At 40.8% G+C, this 17483-nt stretch carries 16 protein-coding genes; 8 read left to right on the forward strand and 8 right to left on the reverse strand.

All coding sequences use genetic code 11. The features are described 5' to 3' along the window. Positions 1 to 180: 180 nt before the first annotated feature. Entirely contained in the window at positions 181 to 1677 is a 1497-nt protein-coding gene (gene ptsG, locus KO511_RS14835) for a PTS glucose transporter subunit IIBC (RefSeq protein WP_215988186.1), read from the forward strand. A gap of 161 nt (positions 1678 to 1838) precedes the next feature. After that, the gene (locus tag KO511_RS14840) at positions 1839 to 2264 is read left to right on the forward strand and encodes a hypothetical protein (protein WP_215988187.1); all 426 of its coding nucleotides are present in this window, start codon (positions 1839 to 1841) and stop codon (positions 2262 to 2264) included. A 55-nt stretch (positions 2265 to 2319) separates the two neighbouring features. Here the strand turns inward: KO511_RS14840 and KO511_RS14845 are convergent, their stop codons facing one another. From KO511_RS14845 to KO511_RS14855, 3 genes are all read right to left on the reverse strand, one after another. Further along, positions 2320 to 2421: a MetS family NSS transporter small subunit gene (locus KO511_RS14845; RefSeq protein WP_215988188.1), complete on the reverse strand. Its 102-nt coding sequence runs from the start codon at positions 2419 to 2421 to the stop codon at positions 2320 to 2322. Continuing rightward, positions 2418 to 3884, reverse strand: a complete 1467-nt coding sequence (locus KO511_RS14850; protein ID WP_215988189.1) for a sodium-dependent transporter — start codon at positions 3882 to 3884, stop codon at positions 2418 to 2420. Before KO511_RS14850 ends, KO511_RS14845 begins: the two co-directional genes overlap by 4 nt. Positions 3885 to 4290: 406 nt before the next feature. Further along, a complete protein-coding gene (locus tag KO511_RS14855) occupies positions 4291 to 4884 on the reverse strand; it encodes an outer membrane protein (protein ID WP_215988190.1) in 594 nt (197 codons plus the stop codon). A gap of 133 nt (positions 4885 to 5017) precedes the next feature. Between KO511_RS14855 and KO511_RS22320 the strand changes: the two genes are divergently transcribed. Both KO511_RS22320 and KO511_RS14865 read left to right on the forward strand, forming a co-directional pair. Further along, a complete protein-coding gene (locus KO511_RS22320) occupies positions 5018 to 5110 on the forward strand; it encodes a YnhF family membrane protein (protein WP_215988191.1) in 93 nt (30 codons plus the stop codon). 9 nt (positions 5111 to 5119) lie between these two features. Further along, positions 5120 to 6274 (forward strand): patatin-like phospholipase family protein, encoded by a 1155-nt coding sequence (locus tag KO511_RS14865; protein WP_215988192.1) that lies wholly within the window; start codon positions 5120 to 5122, stop codon positions 6272 to 6274. Between the two features lie 6 nt (positions 6275 to 6280). Here KO511_RS14865 and pyk read toward each other — a convergent pair whose 3' ends face one another. After that, positions 6281 to 7723 (reverse strand): pyruvate kinase, encoded by a 1443-nt coding sequence (gene pyk / locus KO511_RS14870; protein WP_215988193.1) that lies wholly within the window; start codon positions 7721 to 7723, stop codon positions 6281 to 6283. A 289-nt stretch (positions 7724 to 8012) separates the two neighbouring features. On the opposite strand from pyk, the gene mlc reads away from it, so the two are divergent. Together mlc and KO511_RS14880 are read left to right on the forward strand one after the other, a co-directional pair. Beyond that, complete coding sequence (gene mlc / locus KO511_RS14875; RefSeq protein ID WP_215988194.1) at positions 8013 to 9230, forward strand: sugar metabolism global transcriptional regulator Mlc; 1218 nt, start codon at positions 8013 to 8015, stop codon at positions 9228 to 9230. Positions 9231 to 9354: 124 nt separating this feature from the next. Beyond that, positions 9355 to 10302 carry a chemotaxis protein CheV gene (locus KO511_RS14880; protein WP_215988195.1) on the forward strand — a complete coding sequence of 316 codons (948 nt, stop codon included), beginning with the start codon at positions 9355 to 9357 and terminating at the stop codon, positions 10300 to 10302. A gap of 55 nt (positions 10303 to 10357) precedes the next feature. Here the strand turns inward: KO511_RS14880 and KO511_RS14885 are convergent, their stop codons facing one another. Continuing rightward, positions 10358 to 11098: a YciK family oxidoreductase gene (locus KO511_RS14885; protein ID WP_215988196.1), complete on the reverse strand. Its 741-nt coding sequence runs from the start codon at positions 11096 to 11098 to the stop codon at positions 10358 to 10360. 89 nt (positions 11099 to 11187) lie between these two features. On the opposite strand from KO511_RS14885, the gene sohB reads away from it, so the two are divergent. After that, positions 11188 to 12249, forward strand: a complete 1062-nt coding sequence (gene sohB / locus KO511_RS14890) for a protease SohB (protein ID WP_215988197.1) — start codon at positions 11188 to 11190, stop codon at positions 12247 to 12249. A gap of 76 nt (positions 12250 to 12325) precedes the next feature. Here the strand turns inward: sohB and KO511_RS14895 are convergent, their stop codons facing one another. The 3 genes from KO511_RS14895 to rrtA all read right to left on the reverse strand — a co-directional run bounded on the left by KO511_RS14895 (position 12326) and on the right by rrtA (position 16682). Next, positions 12326 to 13936, reverse strand: a complete 1611-nt coding sequence (locus KO511_RS14895) for a WH2 domain-containing protein (protein WP_215988198.1) — start codon at positions 13934 to 13936, stop codon at positions 12326 to 12328. 773 nt (positions 13937 to 14709) lie between these two features. Next, complete coding sequence (locus KO511_RS14900; protein WP_215988199.1) at positions 14710 to 16014, reverse strand: DEAD/DEAH box helicase; 1305 nt, start codon at positions 16012 to 16014, stop codon at positions 14710 to 14712. 104 nt (positions 16015 to 16118) lie between these two features. After that, positions 16119 to 16682, reverse strand: coding sequence for a rhombosortase (gene rrtA, locus KO511_RS14905; protein ID WP_215988200.1), 564 nt, complete (start codon positions 16680 to 16682; stop codon positions 16119 to 16121). 3 nt (positions 16683 to 16685) lie between these two features. Between rrtA and KO511_RS14910 the strand changes: the two genes are divergently transcribed. Then, positions 16686 to 17291 (forward strand): tRNA-uridine aminocarboxypropyltransferase, encoded by a 606-nt coding sequence (locus KO511_RS14910; protein ID WP_215988201.1) that lies wholly within the window; start codon positions 16686 to 16688, stop codon positions 17289 to 17291. Positions 17292 to 17483: the final 192 nt, after the last annotated feature.

Genomic DNA, 17483 nt, shown 5'->3' on the forward strand with positions numbered 1-17483 from the left:
CTATTAGTTTGGAACTTATTTTTGTAAGCAGCTAGAAAGTTTGTTTACCATCAATATATATTTAGAGCCGGAAAATATACTGCAATATGTGGTTTCATTTTCCATGGGTGCTAACATTTAAGGCTGCGGGGGTGTGCCGTTAGAACCCAAGAATTCTTATAATTTTTCAGGAGCATATATATGTTTAAGAATCTTTTTGCTAACCTGCAAAAAGTGGGTAAAGCTCTGATGCTACCAGTATCAGTTTTACCTGTTGCGGGCATCCTACTTGGGGTTGGTGCAGCCAATCTTAGCTTTATCCCCGAGATTGTTTCAAATCTTATGGAACGAGCGGGTGGTTCTGTTTTTGACCAGATGGCGCTTCTATTTGCGGTAGGTGTAGCGCTTGGTTTCACGAACAATGATGGTGTCGCTGGTTTAGCTGCAATAGTTGGCTATGGTATTATGACAGCTACGCTAGGAGCACTTGCTCAGCTAGACGTTGAATCAGCTAAAGCGGCAGCTTTAGCGGCAGGTAATGTTTTAGATGATAATGCTGTAGGGCTGATATTGAAACGCTATGAGACAGGCGTTCTTGGTGGCATTTTAGTCGGCGGTATAGCTGCGTGGTCTTTTAACCGTTTTTTCAAAATTCAGCTTCCAGAATACTTGGGCTTTTTTGCGGGTAAACGTGCCGTGCCAATTATTACTGGTTTCCTTGCCATTGCGCTAGCTTTGGGGCTGTCAATCATTTGGCCACCAGTTGCTGCCGTTATGCAGTCTTTCTCAGATTGGTCTGCACACCAAAACCCACAGGTCGCTTTTGGTATATATGGTATTGTTGAACGTTCTTTAATCCCATTTGGTTTACACCATGTTTGGAACGTTCCTTTCTTCTTTGAAGCTGGATCTTGTGTTAACGCGGCTGGTGAAGCTCAGAATGGTGTTCTTACTTGTTACTTGGTTGCAGATGATGCATCTCGTGCAGCTGGTAATGGTTTTGGCCAACTAGCTGGCGGCTACATGTTTAAGATGTTTGGTTTACCAGCAGCAGCAATCGCTATTGCTCATTCAGCTAAGCCTGAGAATCGCGCAAAGGTCATGGGCATCATGGCATCTGCTGCATTGACGTCATTTTTAACTGGTATAACAGAACCAATCGAATTTTCTTTCTTATTCGTTGCACCTATTTTATACGGTATTCATGCTTTGCTAGCAGGTTCTGCATATGTTGTAGCTAATACACTCGGGTTTGTTCATGGTACATCTTTCTCACACGGTTTAATTGATTTCCTTGTTTTATCCGGTAACTCTCAGAAAATTGGCCTAATGGTAGCGACAGGTATTGTCTACGCCGTTATCTACTATGTAGTTTTCCGAGTAGTGATTAAAGCGCTTGACCTTAAAACACCTGGTCGTGAAGAAGAATCCGTTGAGGAAACAGTGACATCTAGTTCCGATCTTGCTGGTGAACTTGTCGAAGCGTTCGGCGGTAAGCAAAATATTACGGGTTTGGATGCATGTATTACTCGTTTACGTGTTGCGGTTGCAGACAGTGAAGCTGTTGACCAAGAAAAACTTAAACGTCTAGGAGCTGCTGGTGTTGTTGTTGTTGCTGGTGGGGTACAAGCAATATTCGGTACTAAATCAGATAACTTAAAAACAGAAATGGATGAGTGGATTCGTAACAACGGCTAATCCAGTGAACATTTGATATTTAAAGGAGGCATTAGCCTCCTTTTTTTGTAGGGCCTGAATATAATTGTCTACTTTATCAATTTGTTTAACTTTTGCCTGACATAAAATAGTCTCTTATCTGTAGATTTGAACGGTGTTTTATTAGTGTAGAGAGCATCGAAATGAAAAAAAGTATCCTAGCAAGAGGAGTTCTAGGATTTGCCGCTTTGACCGCGAGCGCGACAGTTTTGGCTGAAGGTGAAGGGGCTCATCAGTGGTCTGCAGGTATGGCTTTCGATCAAGACTTGAGCGCTGTTGTTGAATTGGACAATAAATACCGCCTCACCTTGGGCAATGATGGTACAGCTTTCGATTACATCTTTGCCAGAGGGGAATTTGATGCTGATGTACCTTTGACTTGGTATGTAGGCGCAGGTGCTTGGAGTGAGTGGGATCATGACGAGTTTGGAGCTCGAGTCCCCCTTGGTGTGAACTGGAACTTCCATAAAAACTGGGATATGTATGGACAAATTCACCCAGAACTGGACTTACATGGTGGTGCAGAGTTGCAGATAGGTGGAGCGCTTGGCGTTAAGTATACATTCTAGCTCCTTACAAAAATGCCGGCACATCTATGCCGGCATTTTTAATCGAGAAGGAGACTTATTCTGCTTTCTTATTCATTGCTCTTATCATGCAAATAGCGGCGCCGCCCCAAGTAAGTCCCAGCCCTAGCACCATCATTACAATTGCTCCAGTGGTCATAGTGATTCCTCGTGTTTACTCGTTGTATTAATTAGAATGCCAGTGACAAATAGTGCTGCTATCATTGCCCAGCCTAAAGTTAGATCGTAGTCACCATAACCTTCAGTCAATAAGGTATGTAGCTTGGTCGCTAGAATAATGGCCAGCATTATTGGCGTAATAAACTTAAGGCAAATGATAAACCAAGATCCTATTGAAAAATCTGATGTGTCATTGGCGTATTGGCGTACGTCAGCTACTTTATTTAACAGCCATGCCATCAATATAATCTCTACAAATCCACCAGCCATAATTCCGACATTGTTGGCAAAGTGGTCAACCAAATCGAGTAGAAGCAGCCCGCCATTGGTTGCAAAGGCCATTGATACAATGACACCCACACCGATAACTACGGTTGCAGCTTTTCTACGGCTCCAGTTTAACTTATCCATGATTGCGGAAGTGACCGCTTCCATAATTGAGATATGGGAGCTTAGTCCAGCGACAACAAGAGCAAAGAAAAATAGGGGCCCTAAAATGTAGGGGGCAGGTAGCAGGTTGATTGCTGCGGGTAGAGTCACAAACGCTAGTCCAACTCCTGCTGAAACGACATCATTTAGAGGTTTTCCTTGCTCAAAGGCCATGTAGCCCAATACAGAAAAGATCATAATTCCGGCTAAAATTGAGAATCCACAGTTAATGAGGACAGTCATAAAGGCATTGTTAGTGATATCTGACTTTTCAGGTAAGTAACTTGAATAGGCGAGCATGATTGCAAATCCGATACTCAGAGTAAAGAATATCTGCCCATAAGCTGCAGCCCAAACTTTGACGTCCAAAATTTTGCTAAAGTCAGGCTCAAACATATAGTTAATGCCATTTAATGCACCTGGAAGAAAAACCATTCTAGCTATCAGTAATATGACCATGATGAACAGTATTGGCATCATGATTTTTGAAGCGCGTTCTATACCAGCTTTTACACCTCCAACAATAGCTGCATATGTGATTGCCCAAGCGATGAGCATAGCAGCGGCTATTTTCCACTGAATATCGCCCAGATTGGTTGGAGAGTTATCACCTAGTGCTAAGTACTCCTTAAAAAAGAAAGCATTTGTGTCAGTGCCCCAGCTTTGTTTGAAAGACATACCAAAGTAAGAAATTGCCCAACCAATAACGGCTACGTAGTATACGGCGATGATGGCGGCTACTCCCACTTGAAACCATCCAAGCCATTCAAACTTTGAGTGGATTTTTGCAAGGGTTCTAGGGGCACTTCCCCGATATTTTTGCCCCATACTGAACTCGAGGATCATGAAAGGTATACCTGCGGTGAGCATGGCAAAAAGATAAGGAATAAAGAAAGCGCCACCACCATTATCATAGGCCATGTATGGAAAACGCCATATGTTTCCTAACCCGATTGCTGACCCAACTGCAGCTAAAATAAAGCCTGCTCTGGATCCCCATTGTTCTCTTTGCATATAGGACTCCTGTAAACCCATATTTATGAGTAACATGATTTGAAACTAAGTGCTTAAGCTGAACGTTAGCTTATTTAACTCTAGTGCAAAAAGTAGATATACCCCAATTGGTATTATTTTAGGTAATGAATCAACTTTTAATAGATAATAAGTTGGTCTTTTGCACTGTAAAAATCATACTATCTTAGGGTTTTATGTTGATTTTATTAGTGTGTGTTTGCAAAGGCTGAAATAATAAGCTGTATGCAATAAAAAGACTAACTACTAAAATGATTTAACGCAATAGATTCATTGCGTAAAAAAATAACTTAATATCTTGTAGTTAACTTTGCGTAGGTGTTTTTAGTCGCCAAGTTCGGATCCAGAGTCCTATCCCACCGTGAAAGCTGTTTGGGGGAACAAAGGATCAGAAGCTCCAAGTTAATCCTAAGTTGGCTGAAAATTGGTTCATCCAGTCTGTTTTAAATTTTATGATACAGCTATCAGACTCTGAAGTGGATAAGTTACATATGCCGCTGGAGTTGTTATCCACTACAGTTCCAAGCCAGCGAAGCTGTGTATTTAGTGCAAGGTGGTCATACAAACGGTATTCAAACCCTCCTAAAATACTTGCAGAAAACCCCAGCTCATCATCTACCCAGTCAGCATCTATATATGATGCTCCCAAGCCAATCCCGAGATAAAATGAGATGTTGTCTTCAGCAGGGTAGTAGATGCTACTTTGGAATTGAAGATAATGCATAGTTGAATCGACGTTGATAGAGTCAACGCTAGTGTCTTGATTAGAATAGAAAACCCCAACCCTTCCTTCGTTTAAGCTTATCTCGCCGGTGATGGCATAACTTTCAGAGCCCTGTAAATCATAGGCTTGTTCATTTTGAGCAACAACCTTTCCACCGCCAGAATAGCCAACCCAAGGAGTAAGATAGACATCTGCTGAAATAGGTATGGATACAGACAAAAATAGAGTGGCGAGAGAGTACCGAGTCTTGTTGACCATATCAGCAGTCCTTTAGCGCAGGTTGGTTTTGTAATTGTGATACTAACGTCATAACTACGCACAAAAAAAGGGGAATATTTGAAGATACCTCACAAGGGTGTTATTACTTTGTTACATGACATAGGAGGTTCTAGTGGAGAGCGAGTTAAAATATGCGCTAGTGATCACGGTAATTGTTTTTACTGTGCTTATCAGCTTCGGCTTGGTCGCGATTACTTCTGTTTAGGTTAATCTTATGCACAACAGCGGCGTAGTTACGAGTGCGGCTATTGAACTGGATACCCATCGTCTGGCGAAATATACGGGAGGAAAAACCGCTCTCGTTGCTCAAGGAGGCGGTCAGCGTGGCATCTTTACTTCTGGTGTGCTTGACGCTTTTCTTTTGTCTAACTTTGATCCATTCGATGTCTTTTATGGTACCTCGGCCGGTGCACTTAATTTGTGTGGATTTCTATGTCGCCAGAGAGGGATAGGCCGTGCTTTCATTCTAGACCTAACAACAGACCCTAAGTTTTTCAATTTATTCCGCTATATCAGACGCAAGCAGCACCTTGGAATCGATTGGGCAGTCGATAAAATAAGCGATTATCCGTATAAGTTAGATATTGATATGGGTAGAAAAATATTGAAGGATAGAAAAGCTTTTGCGGCTGTAACTGATACCAGTCGCTTATTTGATCACTATCTACCCATGCTTGAACAAGATTGGAGAAAGGTCATGATCGCAACATGTGCCATTCCTAGGTTATATAATCAAGCCGTTCAGTTTGAGCATGGAGTATATGTCGATGGTGGTGTGTCAGCGTCTATCCCAGTGCAAGAGGCGTGGCGTAAAGAGGCACGTTGCATTATCGTAATAAGAACAGAAGGCGAAGATTTAGAAACCGAAATTGAAGAAGAAATGCAAGGTAATAATATTCAATGGTACCGTGGCTCATTTAATAATATTCAAGATCGTTGGCAACAAAAATTAGCAAGTTGGAAGGATGATTGGGCAAGTTTCTTTACCGAGCAATTGCAGCGTTCCAAGGAAGAAAAGCTAAGGCACATTCAACTTGAAGCGCTTAATGGTGGGAGGTGGTTGTTTGGTGCAGAGGATATCTATCGGTTAAGTTATTTACTGGGCGAGAAATTTGATTCGGGATTAGCAGATATGCTAATGGTTCATTATCAAACTTACTCTCTCACTCAAGATTTTTTACACAATCCCCCAGATGACTGTTTTATTGTTCAAATTAAGCCAGAAAAACCGCTTTTATCTAGCTCTTTAATGAGTGAGAGAGGAGCTTTATTACACGACTATCAGCTGGGGCTTGATGCAGGTTTTCGCTTCGTTGAGATGTTTTCCTCAGTATCCACTAAAACGCCTCCCAAGTTTTATCAAGGTTAGCTATACCTAAACTGAGAGTACTCGCATACAGTTAGTTGAGCCGACAACATCCATAACGTCGCCTAGTGTGATAATGACGAGATCACCATCGTGCAGAAGTCCTTTCTCTTTAAGGCACTGAACAGCATCTTTGGCGGTTGATAGACCTGAGTCACTTGTCGAGTCAAAGTAAACTGGGGTCACACCACGGTACAGTGCAGTATGGTTAAGTGTTCTTTCATTACGTGAAAGTGCGAAGATGGGCAAACCTGAGCTTAGCCTAGAGATCATAAGCGCAGTTCGTCCTGACTCTGTCAGCGTAATAATTCCTTTAACCCCTTTTAAATGATTAGCGGCAAACATGGTCGACATGGCGAGTGTCTCTTCACTAGTTTCGAAAACAGTATTCATTCTGTATGTCGAGCGGTTTATAGCTGACATTTTCTCAGCGCCTAAGCATACTTCGGCCATTGAACGAACGGTTTCAAGGGGATACTTGCCTGCGGCAGTTTCACCCGATAGCATTACGGCATCGGTTCCATCTAATACTGCATTTGCAACATCCATGACCTCTGCTCGCGTTGGCATCGGGTTTTCAATCATAGATTCCATCATTTGTGTTGCTGTAATAACCGCGCGGTTAAGGCTTCTTGCTCTTCGGATTAATTGTTTTTGCACACCAATTAACTCTGGGTCACCAATCTCTACTCCTAAATCTCCACGGGCTACCATAACGGCATCTGAAGCAAGAATTATTTCATCGATATTCTCCTCTGTTTCTACAGTCTCTGCACGTTCTACCTTTGCTACGAGTTTTGCTTCTAGGCCTGCATCACGAGCTAAACGCCTCGCATGCTCCATATCTTCACCATTTCTTGGGAAGGAAACAGCTAAATAATCAACATTAATTTGGGCTGCTGTTTTAATGTCATTTTTGTCTTTTTCTGTCAAAGCATCAGCAGATAGACCTCCCCCTTTCTTATTGATACCTTTATTGTTTGATAATGGCCCCCCTACAACGACCTTGGTGGTAACTTGGTTACCAGAGACCTTGGTCACTTTGAGTTGAACTCGACCATCATCAAGTAACAATAAGTCATCTGTGGTAACATCTTGTGGTAGCTCTTTGTAATCTAGCCCCACGGCGTTTTGATCTCCTTGGCCTTGTGGAAGGTCACTATCAAGTACAAAAGTATCGCCAACAGAGAGCTGGATTTTATTATCTTTAAAAGTTGAAACGCGTATTTTAGGCCCTTGTAAATCACCCAAAATTGCTACATGAGTTCCATATTTAGCGGCAATATTCCGTATTTGCGTTGCTCTTTGGACATGATCTTCAGCAGAACCATGAGAGAAGTTCATTCTAACAACATTGGCGCCAGCTTTAATAATTGCATCGAGCATACCTTCTTTGTCGGTAGAGGGGCCTAATGTGGTGACTATTTTTGTTCTTCTTTGAATACAGGTCATGATTCGTTCCTTGATCACACTGAGAGCAAAACTTACTCGTTGTAAGCCTCAATTAAGTATATGCAAAATACTGAGTTATGAGATATTTAGGGAAAAAAATCTTCTAATTTGCACATATTTATTGATGCGAAAAAATATAGTGTTAAATGTTGGATTTGTTTAGTAATTTGATGAAACGCTCAAACAACCATCTTTATACGTGATGCTTGTCACGGCAATTTATCAAAGTCCTTCACAATTACTTCGCAAAGTAAAAAAATTGCGATGTTGTTGATATTCGGAGCATGCTATGTACATGGCTCAACCAGGTCATATTGACCATATTAAGCAGGTCAATGCTGGCCGTGTATATAAACTTATTGATCAAAAAGGACCAATTTCAAGAATAGATTTGTCCAAAGAGAGTAAACTCGCCCCTGCCAGCATTACTAAAATCACTCGGGAATTAATAGAAGCTCACCTGATCCATGAAACGACAGTCCAGGAAGCAACAAGCCGTGGTCGTCCTGCTGTTGGACTGCAAGTCAACAATAAAGATTGGCAATTTTTGTCTATGCGTCTTGGTCGTGGTTATTTGACCATCGCTTTACATGAGTTAGGCGGTGAAGTACTGATCGATACTAAAATTGATATTCATGAAATTGATCAGGAGGATGTGTTAGCTCGTTTGTTGCATGAAATTGAAGAATTTTTTCAGAGCTATTCTGACCAGCTTGGCCGCGTGACTAGTATTGCAATTACTTTGCCCGGTTTAGTCAATTCAGATCAAGGTATTGTCTTGCAAATGCCTCATTATAATGTCGAAAATCTTGCTCTTGGTCCTGAAATATTTAAAGCGACTGGATTGCCTGTTTTTATTGCTAATGATACCCGTGCATGGGCGTTGGCGGAGAGATTATTTGGTCACTCACAAGAGAACGAAAATTCTGTACTTATCTCAATTCATCATGGGCTTGGGGCTGGTATCATTCTCGATGGGCGTGTCCTTCTTGGAAGACATGGCAACATTGGGGAGTTAGGGCATATCCAAATTGACCCCAATGGCAAGCCTTGCCATTGTGGTAACAGAGGATGCTTAGAGACAGTGGCAAGCTCTCAAGCAATTCGTGATGAAGTATCTGAACGCTTAGCTAGCGGTGAATCTTCTGTATTATCGAGTATTAATGAAGTTTCTGTTGAAGACATTTGTGATGCAGCAGCTAACGGTGATAATTTAGCTATTGAGGTGATAGAAAAGCTTGGCTGTTATTTAGGGGCAGCGATATCAATTGTTATCAACTTGTTCAATCCAGAAAAAATCTTGATAGGTGGGGCGATAAATCAAGCTAAAAGCATACTGTATCCTGCGATTCAGAGCTGTATCAAAGATCAAAGTCTACCTGCTTACCAGCATGGTTTACAAGTGGTTGAGTCCCGGTTCTATAAACAAGCAACAATGCCAGGCGCAGCTTTAATCAAACAAGCACTTTATGATGGTTTATTATTAATGAAAGTTATTGAAGGTTAACCATTGTTATTGTTGAGGTTTGTCTTTTTTTTTTTTACATATAACTTTTAAGTTGTATGGGTTTATTTAGTTTAGTCCAGCTTTAGTCTATTTTTGATATATTACATAGTAGTTGAGAAGTCGTATGTCTGGAGTTTTAAATAGCGTTGATCAGCGAACCAATTTGGTTGGCGAAAACCGGCTGGAGCTCCTGCTATTTCGTCTTAACAGTCGGCAGATTTTTGCGATAAATGTTTTTAAAGTTCGTGAGGTGATTAAGGTACCACCATTGACTAAGATGCCTGGGTGCCACCACCATATTACTGGTGTCGCCTCCTTACGTGGGGCTTCTGTACCAGTTATTGACCTTCGCGGGGCAATCGGATTTCCTCCTCCTCATGAAGACGATATTGAGCACAACCTAATCATTACAGAATATAACAGGTCAATACAGGGCTTTTTAGTCGGTCAGGTACGCAATATCGTCAACACGACTTGGACTGAGATTCAGCCCCCTCCTAAAACTGCAGGTAGAGCGCATTATTTAACAGCCATTACCCATGTAAAAGAGAATGATCTGCAGGCAATTGTAGAAATCATAGATGTCGAAAAAGTTTTGGCAGAGATTATTGAGTATGATGTATCTATATCAGAAGGTGTGCTTGATGAAGATCTGTCTGCTCAAATGGTGGGGAGAAACGTGCTGATAGTGGATGATTCTTCGACTGCACGCTCTCAAGTCAAGGCATGCTTGTCTCAATTGGGACTCAATATTTTAGAGTGTTGTGATGGGCTAGAAGCGTTGAAATTACTTAAGCAATGGACTGAAGAAGGTAAGGATGTGCCGCGTGAGCTGTTATTAATGATTACCGACGCCGAAATGCCGGAGATGGATGGCTATAAACTCACGTACGAGATTCGTAATGACCCCAAGCTCAAAGATCTTTATGTAACACTTAACACCTCTCTTAGTGGTAGTTTTAATGATGCAATGGTTAAGAAAGTGGGCTGTGATCGGTTCATCTCTAAATTTCAGCCGGACTTGTTGGTACAGGTCGCCCAAGATAGGCTGAGAGATGTATTATCCAACTAATTAACGTAAAGGCACTCTTGTGAATGCCTTAGCCATGACAAAAATCTGCTACAGGTTACCTCGATTGGGCGTCAATACACTGTCCACTGACCCCTTGACTTTGATTAGACATGAGATAGAGGTACAGAGGCATAATGTCTAAAGGTGTATTGAGTAAGTCAGTATCCTCAGCCGGGTAAGCTTTTGCACGCATTGCTGTTCTTGTACCACCGGGGTTGATAGCATTAACACGGATATTAGAGTCGCTGAGTTCATCGGCTAATATTTGCATCATACCTTCAGTTGCAAACTTTGACATTGAATATGTCCCCCAAAAAGCACGTCCGCTATGACCTACAGTTGAAGACGTAAAAATAAGACTCGCGGCAGTGGATTTATGCAGCAGGGGTAGTAGGGCTTGAGTCATTAAAAATTGCGCTTTGACATTTACCTGCATCACATCATCAAATGTATCTTCACTAATTTGATTGAATGGGCTTAACACACCCAACAAGCTGGCATTATGTAAAACGCCATCGAGACGACCGAATTGACTGCCAATCGTGTCGGCCATATCAAAATAGTTCTGTTTAGATGCTCCTTTCATATCCAGCGGTATAATGGCTGGCTGAGGAAAGCCTTGTGCTTCAATTTCATCGTAGGTCTGTTCGAGTTTTTTTACTGTACGGCCTAGTAATACGACAGTGGCACCATGTTGAGCATATGACAGAGCGGCTTGTTTTCCTATACCGTCACCAGCGCCTGTTACAAGTATGACTTTGTCATGTAAAGCATCAGGGGAAATAGAATAATTCATGTCATATATCCTTAATTGTTACGTTCTGCTTTATGGATCTGTAATATGATGGTTACAATACACTAATTCGCATATTAGGGGATATTACATTGGAATTTTTGTTGGACTATGGGCTGTTTTTGGCCAAGATTGTAACCGTGGTAGTTGCAGTAATTTCACTTTTAGTGGTTGCTAAAGCAGTAAGCGGAAAGGGCGGTGCGGCAAAAGGTGAATTAGAAGTCACCAATTTGACTGAACAGCACAAAGAAACAGTCGAGCAGCTTGAGCATCATTTGCATGACACCGCATTTATTAAAGCGCGCGACAAGGCAGAAAAGAAGCAAGAAAAGGAAAAACTCAAAGCCCGGGAAAAGGAAATTAAGCAAGCGTCGAAAGAAGGGGATCTTGATGGAAAAAGAGAGCCTCATTTGTTTGTTATCGACTTTAAAGGGAGTATTGATGCCAAAGAAGTTACTTCGTTGCGTGAAGAAGTCACGGCAATTCTTTCAGTCGCTAACCAAGGAGATGAAGTTTTGCTGCGTTTAGAGTCGGGTGGCGGTATGGTGCACGGATATGGATTGGCTTCTTCTCAGTTGGATCGCATTAAAGCTGCTCAATTGCCTTTGACTATCGCGGTTGATAAAGTGGCCGCCAGTGGTGGCTACATGATGGCTTGTATTGCTGATAAGCTTGTGTCCGCTCCTTTTGCAATCGTTGGTTCAATTGGCGTGATAGCGCAGCTACCAAATTTCAGCAAACTATTGAAAAAGCATGATATTGAATATGAGCAACTGACTGCTGGGGAATATAAACGCACGCTAACTATGTTTGGTGAAAATACAGATAAAGCTCGTGATAAATTTAAGCAAGAGTTGGAAGATACACATGATTTGTTTAAAGACTTTATCCGTGAGCGTCGTCCGTCTTTGGAGCTTGAAAAAGTGGCAACAGGCGAGCACTGGTTTGGTATTCGAGCACACGAGTTGGGGCTTGTTGATGAGGTGCGTACTTCAGACGATATAGTGGTAGCAGCATGTAAAGATAAAACCGTATTATCTATTCGCTACGTTGAGAAGAAAAAGCTTACATCAAAGCTGGCAGGTATAGCAGGAGAAGCGGCTGATAATGTTTTGCTGAAGCTTATTGATCGAGGCCAACGGCCGATAGTGTAATGTCTAATCGCTATTGAAAAGTAAGCCCTCATAATTTGAGGGCTTAATGGTTAATACCTAGCTGAGACATTGAATATTAACGGTTAGCTAGCTGTGCCTTCAGGCGCTCAATTTCTTGTTGAAGTGACTCATTTTCAGCGGTTAGACCTGCATAAGTAAACTCTTTACATTGTGTTTGTAACTTGTCTAACACAAAGGCACCAATGCTTTTTTCTAAAGTTTCAGGATTCTTAATGCTCTCACGAAATCCTGACTCTAGTTTCTGTGCTGCATCTTTATCTATTTTTGCGAATAAGCCGCTGAATATAGGATCCTCTTTAAATGCTGTGGTAACTTGATTTTTATAGTTATTTTTTAGCAATTCAGAACGCGTTTCATTATCTAAGCTCTTGGATGCTTTTTCTTGAGCTTCAGCAAAAACAGAGCTGCTTTCTTTTGGTGTTTTTACTACTGTTCCACTTTTCTCATGCCATGATGTTGCTTCTAAGCGTTTATTTATCTGAAGCTTTTCTAGTACCTCTGTGACATTTTGCCATTGAGTTTGTTGTTGGCCTTTTTGAGCTATCTTTGGTGATCTACCTTTCAAATGACTCATTTCACTACCAGCATCGATTTTTTGGTAGTTTTCCTTCTCAGCCTTTCTGCATAGTGCATTACCAAAGGGGGTAGAAGTATGTATATCATGGGTATAAGGCTTTATCACTGAGAAATAGTCTTGGCAATACTTTGGCATAGCGCTAATGTGTTTTTCAGTAACTTCATTGGCTTGTAGATGACCTATTTGCTTTTTCAGTTCGCCCAGAATATCTGGTTTAGCTGCATGAACAGTCATCTTACTCGTAAATGCAGCAATGGCTTTCTTATCTGCATCCGACAATTGGTCGGCTTTGTCTAGAATTTGGTCTGGATTTTCAAAGAGAAGCTGCTTTCCTTTTTCTGACATGCCGTCAATAAGAGGATTATGATTGCTGATGTTAGAGCCTTCATTGCTGTTAGTGTGTTGATTTAGTTGCTTGTTTGTTTTTCTTAAACCAGTCGCACCTTTTTCTTTTATTTCAGCGAATAGAGCGTCTCTACCTTGGCTAGTTACGTTAGACATAGGTGATTTTTCTGGAGGAGGAGGTGGTGGTGGTAATCCTTTCCCAGTCTTATTAGTCAGGTTTGTTTTTCTTAAGCCAGTTGTCCCTTTTTCTTTTATTTCAGCGAGTAGAGCGTCTCTACCTTGGCCAGTAGGTGATTTGGCTAGTGACTGAGATATATCTTTCGCCGTGTCATTAGCCAGGTTTGTTTTTCTTAAGCCAGCAGTGCCACCTGTTTTTCTTATTTCATCAAGTAGAGCTGCTTTTGCAGATTTGACGTCATTATCTACAGATGGTTTAGGTGGTAGGGGAGGAGGAGGAGGCATTTTAAGCTCTTTTCCGGTACCAGATGAAAGCTTTTGCGGACTTTTTTCTTGATCATTTAGGTAGTTGTCTAGATTAAGTGTCAGCTTTTCTACATTATTCTTGTTTATAGAAGGATTCGAATTAAAATAGATGATTTTTTCAATTAATTCATGGATTTTTTTTTCAGAAACTGAACTAACTGAAGTTACATTTAGAGGGTTATTGCTACTGTTGCTTGATTCTTCAGATCGACGAATAGAGTCGACATCACTTGTTTTTTGAGCTTGGAAACCAGGTTGCATTTTTTTCTACCATATAGTACTTACATATTATGCCTAGTATGTTTATTGACCGAAGAATATTCACGAGATTATTTATGAAATATAGATAAGAACTTTTCATTATTTTTGTCATCAAGTTTCTACCTAGTCTAATCCATTGAAAGTTGCCTTCTTATGATGAAATAGCCTGAAATGGTTGTTAATCTCATTTCAAACTACTTCTTTTTGTGTATTGAAGTTTTAGAAAGCTTCGCTAAACGTTACAATCGAGATGGAGGTTTTATGGATGAAAGATTTTAAATTTTATAAGAAAATTACCTAGCGGAGGTAAAATGATCATATGCATTTTTTGTATTTAATAAAATTTGTATATTTTTTATTCATTAAGTATTTAATATATAAATATCTAACCACACACTAATTATGCTGGCGAAAACTGTAATACGAACTTGTGTACTCGCATCCTCTATTATTATGTAATTGGTTATTCTTAGTATTTTTCCTCAAGTCATAATTTTTCGTATTAATTCATGCCAAAAGATACATTGTAATTTATCTTTATTTATCAGTTAGATATGATCTTAAAAGAAAGTAGTTGTACATGGACTGAGTGAAAATTGTTCTAATTTGATATCTAGAAGATTTATCTACAAGAAAAGTTACGGAAAGTTTATGTAAACCGAAGAGTCAACCTTAGGCGTCACCGGCTCAGGAAAATAAAACCCTAGAGCGAAGGCTCGAGGGTTTTACGTTATAAAAGGCTTAAGTAAAACTATAGGCGCCTTACTTTCGCTCTATTTTTTATTCTGTTGTTTATTGGGTGCATAATGGCGTTTATTTTTACCAGCAGGTTTATGACCACGAGCATTCTCACCAGAGCGCTGACCATCAAGGTGACCGACTTTAGGTTTTTTAGGCTTTTTAGGTTTGATTGGTCGAGTGTTTAACTTGGATTCTGGAAGCGCGTTAACAGGTTTAAAACCCTCTAGCTCAAAACGAGGTAATAGCTGCTGAATCAGCCTTTCGATGGCGAATAATTCACTTGCTTCTGCTGCTTCGACTAAAGAGATGGCTTTGCCGACCTCTCCGGCGCGACCAGTACGACCAATCCGATGAACATAATCTTCAGCAACATTTGGCAGTTCGAAGTTAACGACCTGTGGTAGTTGAGGGATATCAATGCCACGCGCCGCAATATCGGTTGCGACTAGCACGCGCACATCACCAGATTTAAAATCTGCTAATGCTTTAGTTCGAGCATTTTGGCTTTTATTACCGTGGATAGGGGCAGCAGTGATGCCTTGGCTATTGAGATAATGAGATAAGTGGTTTGCACCATGTTTAGTTCGACAGAACACCAGCACCTGCTTCCAATCGCCATCCAGAATTAACTTTGACAACATTGGCGCTTTTTTACGCTTGTCTGTAGGGTAAATTGATTGCTCAATGGTCGTCGCTGTGGAGTTTGCAGGAGTAACCGAGACTTCTACAGGGTCATTAACTAGGCCTTTAGCAAGTTTACGAATTTCATCAGAGAAAGTGGCAGAAAAAAGGAGATTTTGACGTTTCTTCGGTAGTAATTCTAGTATTTTGCGAATATCACGAATAAACCCCATGTCTAGCATTCGGTCTGCTTCGTCTAAAACCAGTACTTCCAGCTGTGAAAACTGAACTGCATTTTGTTGATACAAATCTAGCAAACGGCCAGGAGTGGCAACAAGGATGTCAGTACCTTTACGCAGTTTCATCATTTGTGGATTGATTTTGACGCCACCAAAAACCACATTAGAGGTTAAACGCTGGTAACGGCTGTATTTGGAAATGTTTTCTTGTACTTGAGCGGCGAGTTCTCGCGTAGGTGTTAGTACTAGAGCCCTTACATTATTGGGTTTAACTCTTGAACCATTATCAAGAAGTTCAAGAATAGGTAAGGTAAAACCTGCGGTTTTTCCTGTTCCGGTTTGCGCTGCAGCCATAACATCCTTGCCTGATAAGACGGCAGGAATAGCTTGTTCTTGGATTGGTGATGGTTTGTCATAACCTTGGTCACCAATGGCTTTAAGAATTGGAGCAGAAAGGCCTAAAGCGGTAAAACCCATAAAATTTTCTCTGTATCAGGTTGAGCTGAGCGCTCACGCAGCCGCAAAGGACTGCCAAAGGGCGATATTGTGAGGCCTTTGCAGGGGAACATCAATAAAAATTATTATTTCGGGCGTTTTAGAGTTGCAAGCAGTTGTTTGTTATTTGAAGCCAGCGCAAAGCTCAGCCCTGTCAATACACCAAAAAGATGTGACTCTACTGCGACAGCGGCATTGATTAATTCACTTGTGGACTGAGAGGCACCCATTGTCATCTCCCAGCCGACTTTGAATAAAACGCCTATGACTAATAGCCAACTACTTTTTCGACCACTTAGAGACTCATTGAGTGCATAGTAAGCAAAAATACCATGTAGTGTTCCAGACAAACCGACATAACTGCTCATAGCTGTTGTTAAGTTAAGGATGCCAACTGATATACTGACAAGCAACAAGACACAGAGGAGTGATCTAGGCTTGGGCTTATACAAGTATGTGATGACCCAAAGTCCAAGAATGTTCATGGCTAAATGAATCAAGTTGGTGTGGGTAAAGTTTCCTGTTAGGATTCTCCACCATTGACCTTGATAGATAAGTTTATGCTGCCAATATGTAAAGCTCGCGAAAGGTTCAAACTGCACGCTAAAGCATACTAAACTAATTGCAACCAATAGAAGAAATAAACGCACTCTATGTCTCGATATTGTTTAAAATGTGGTAAATCAACCAAGGCTTGTATCTGCCAGTGGATAGATAACTTAGCACCTAGTGTAGGTCTCATCATTTTACAACATCCTACTGAAGCTAAGAAGCCCATGGGTACTGCAAAGATCCTTAAACTTTCATTAGCAAGCAGTTATTTGTTCCAAGGTGAAAATTTCACTCAGCATGAAGAATTTAATCGGTTACTCTCTGATAATGATTATCAGCATTTTGTTCTCTATCCAAGTGATTCATCTTTGAGTTTTTCTAAAGTTCGCCAAGCTATAGCTTATCAGAAGAAAGTCCGTATTATTCTACTTGATGGGACTTGGAAGAAAGCCTACAAGATCTGGCAGCTTTCGAAGAATTTAAAAGATTTGCCAATGATTCATTTACCCAAGGATTTAAAGGGTAACTATCGAATCCGTAAAGCTCCCAGCGACAATAACTTATCGACAGTAGAAGCTGGGTATCATGTACTATCTCTGCTTGAACCCGAGCGTGATTTTTCTGCATTACTTGAGACTTTTAACCGTATGATTGATTTTCAAATTAAACATATGCCACCAGGAACATTTGAAAAAAACCATTCATAACGAACAAAGCTGTTATTTTCATAATTCGATATCAAAAATCATAGCTTCCATGCACAGGTCGTTAAACCACGTCCTCATATATTTAACCTTATCAATATTCGTTAATGTGCATACTATGCTAAAGTTATTAATAACTTATACAGGCATATAGCTAGTCAATTGCATTTATGTAGTAGTTGCTTGATAGCACTC

Origin of the sequence: Vibrio hepatarius (genome assembly GCF_018860525.1) — a bacterium.
GTDB classification, from domain to species: domain Bacteria; phylum Pseudomonadota; class Gammaproteobacteria; order Enterobacterales; family Vibrionaceae; genus Vibrio; species Vibrio hepatarius_B.

Excerpts from the sequence above, each read along its gene's own strand:
- ptsG (WP_215988186.1), top strand. The coding sequence starts at position 181 with ATGTTTAAGAATCTTTTTGCTAACCTGCAAAAAGTGGGTAAAGCTCTG.
- KO511_RS14840 (WP_215988187.1), top strand. The coding sequence starts at position 1,839 with ATGAAAAAAAGTATCCTAGCAAGAGGAGTTCTAGGATTTGCCGCTTTG.
- KO511_RS14845 (WP_215988188.1), bottom strand. The coding sequence starts at position 2,421 with ATGACCACTGGAGCAATTGTAATGATGGTGCTAGGGCTGGGACTTACT.
- KO511_RS14850 (WP_215988189.1), bottom strand. The coding sequence starts at position 3,884 with ATGCAAAGAGAACAATGGGGATCCAGAGCAGGCTTTATTTTAGCTGCA.
- KO511_RS14855 (WP_215988190.1), bottom strand. The coding sequence starts at position 4,884 with ATGGTCAACAAGACTCGGTACTCTCTCGCCACTCTATTTTTGTCTGTA.
- KO511_RS14865 (WP_215988192.1), top strand. The coding sequence starts at position 5,120 with ATGCACAACAGCGGCGTAGTTACGAGTGCGGCTATTGAACTGGATACC.
- pyk (WP_215988193.1), bottom strand. The coding sequence starts at position 7,723 with ATGACCTGTATTCAAAGAAGAACAAAAATAGTCACCACATTAGGCCCC.
- mlc (WP_215988194.1), top strand. The coding sequence starts at position 8,013 with ATGTACATGGCTCAACCAGGTCATATTGACCATATTAAGCAGGTCAAT.
- KO511_RS14880 (WP_215988195.1), top strand. The coding sequence starts at position 9,355 with ATGTCTGGAGTTTTAAATAGCGTTGATCAGCGAACCAATTTGGTTGGC.
- KO511_RS14885 (WP_215988196.1), bottom strand. The coding sequence starts at position 11,098 with ATGAATTATTCTATTTCCCCTGATGCTTTACATGACAAAGTCATACTT.
- KO511_RS14895 (WP_215988198.1), bottom strand. The coding sequence starts at position 13,936 with ATGCAACCTGGTTTCCAAGCTCAAAAAACAAGTGATGTCGACTCTATT.
- KO511_RS14900 (WP_215988199.1), bottom strand. The coding sequence starts at position 16,014 with ATGGGTTTTACCGCTTTAGGCCTTTCTGCTCCAATTCTTAAAGCCATT.
- KO511_RS14910 (WP_215988201.1), top strand. The coding sequence starts at position 16,686 with ATGTCTCGATATTGTTTAAAATGTGGTAAATCAACCAAGGCTTGTATC.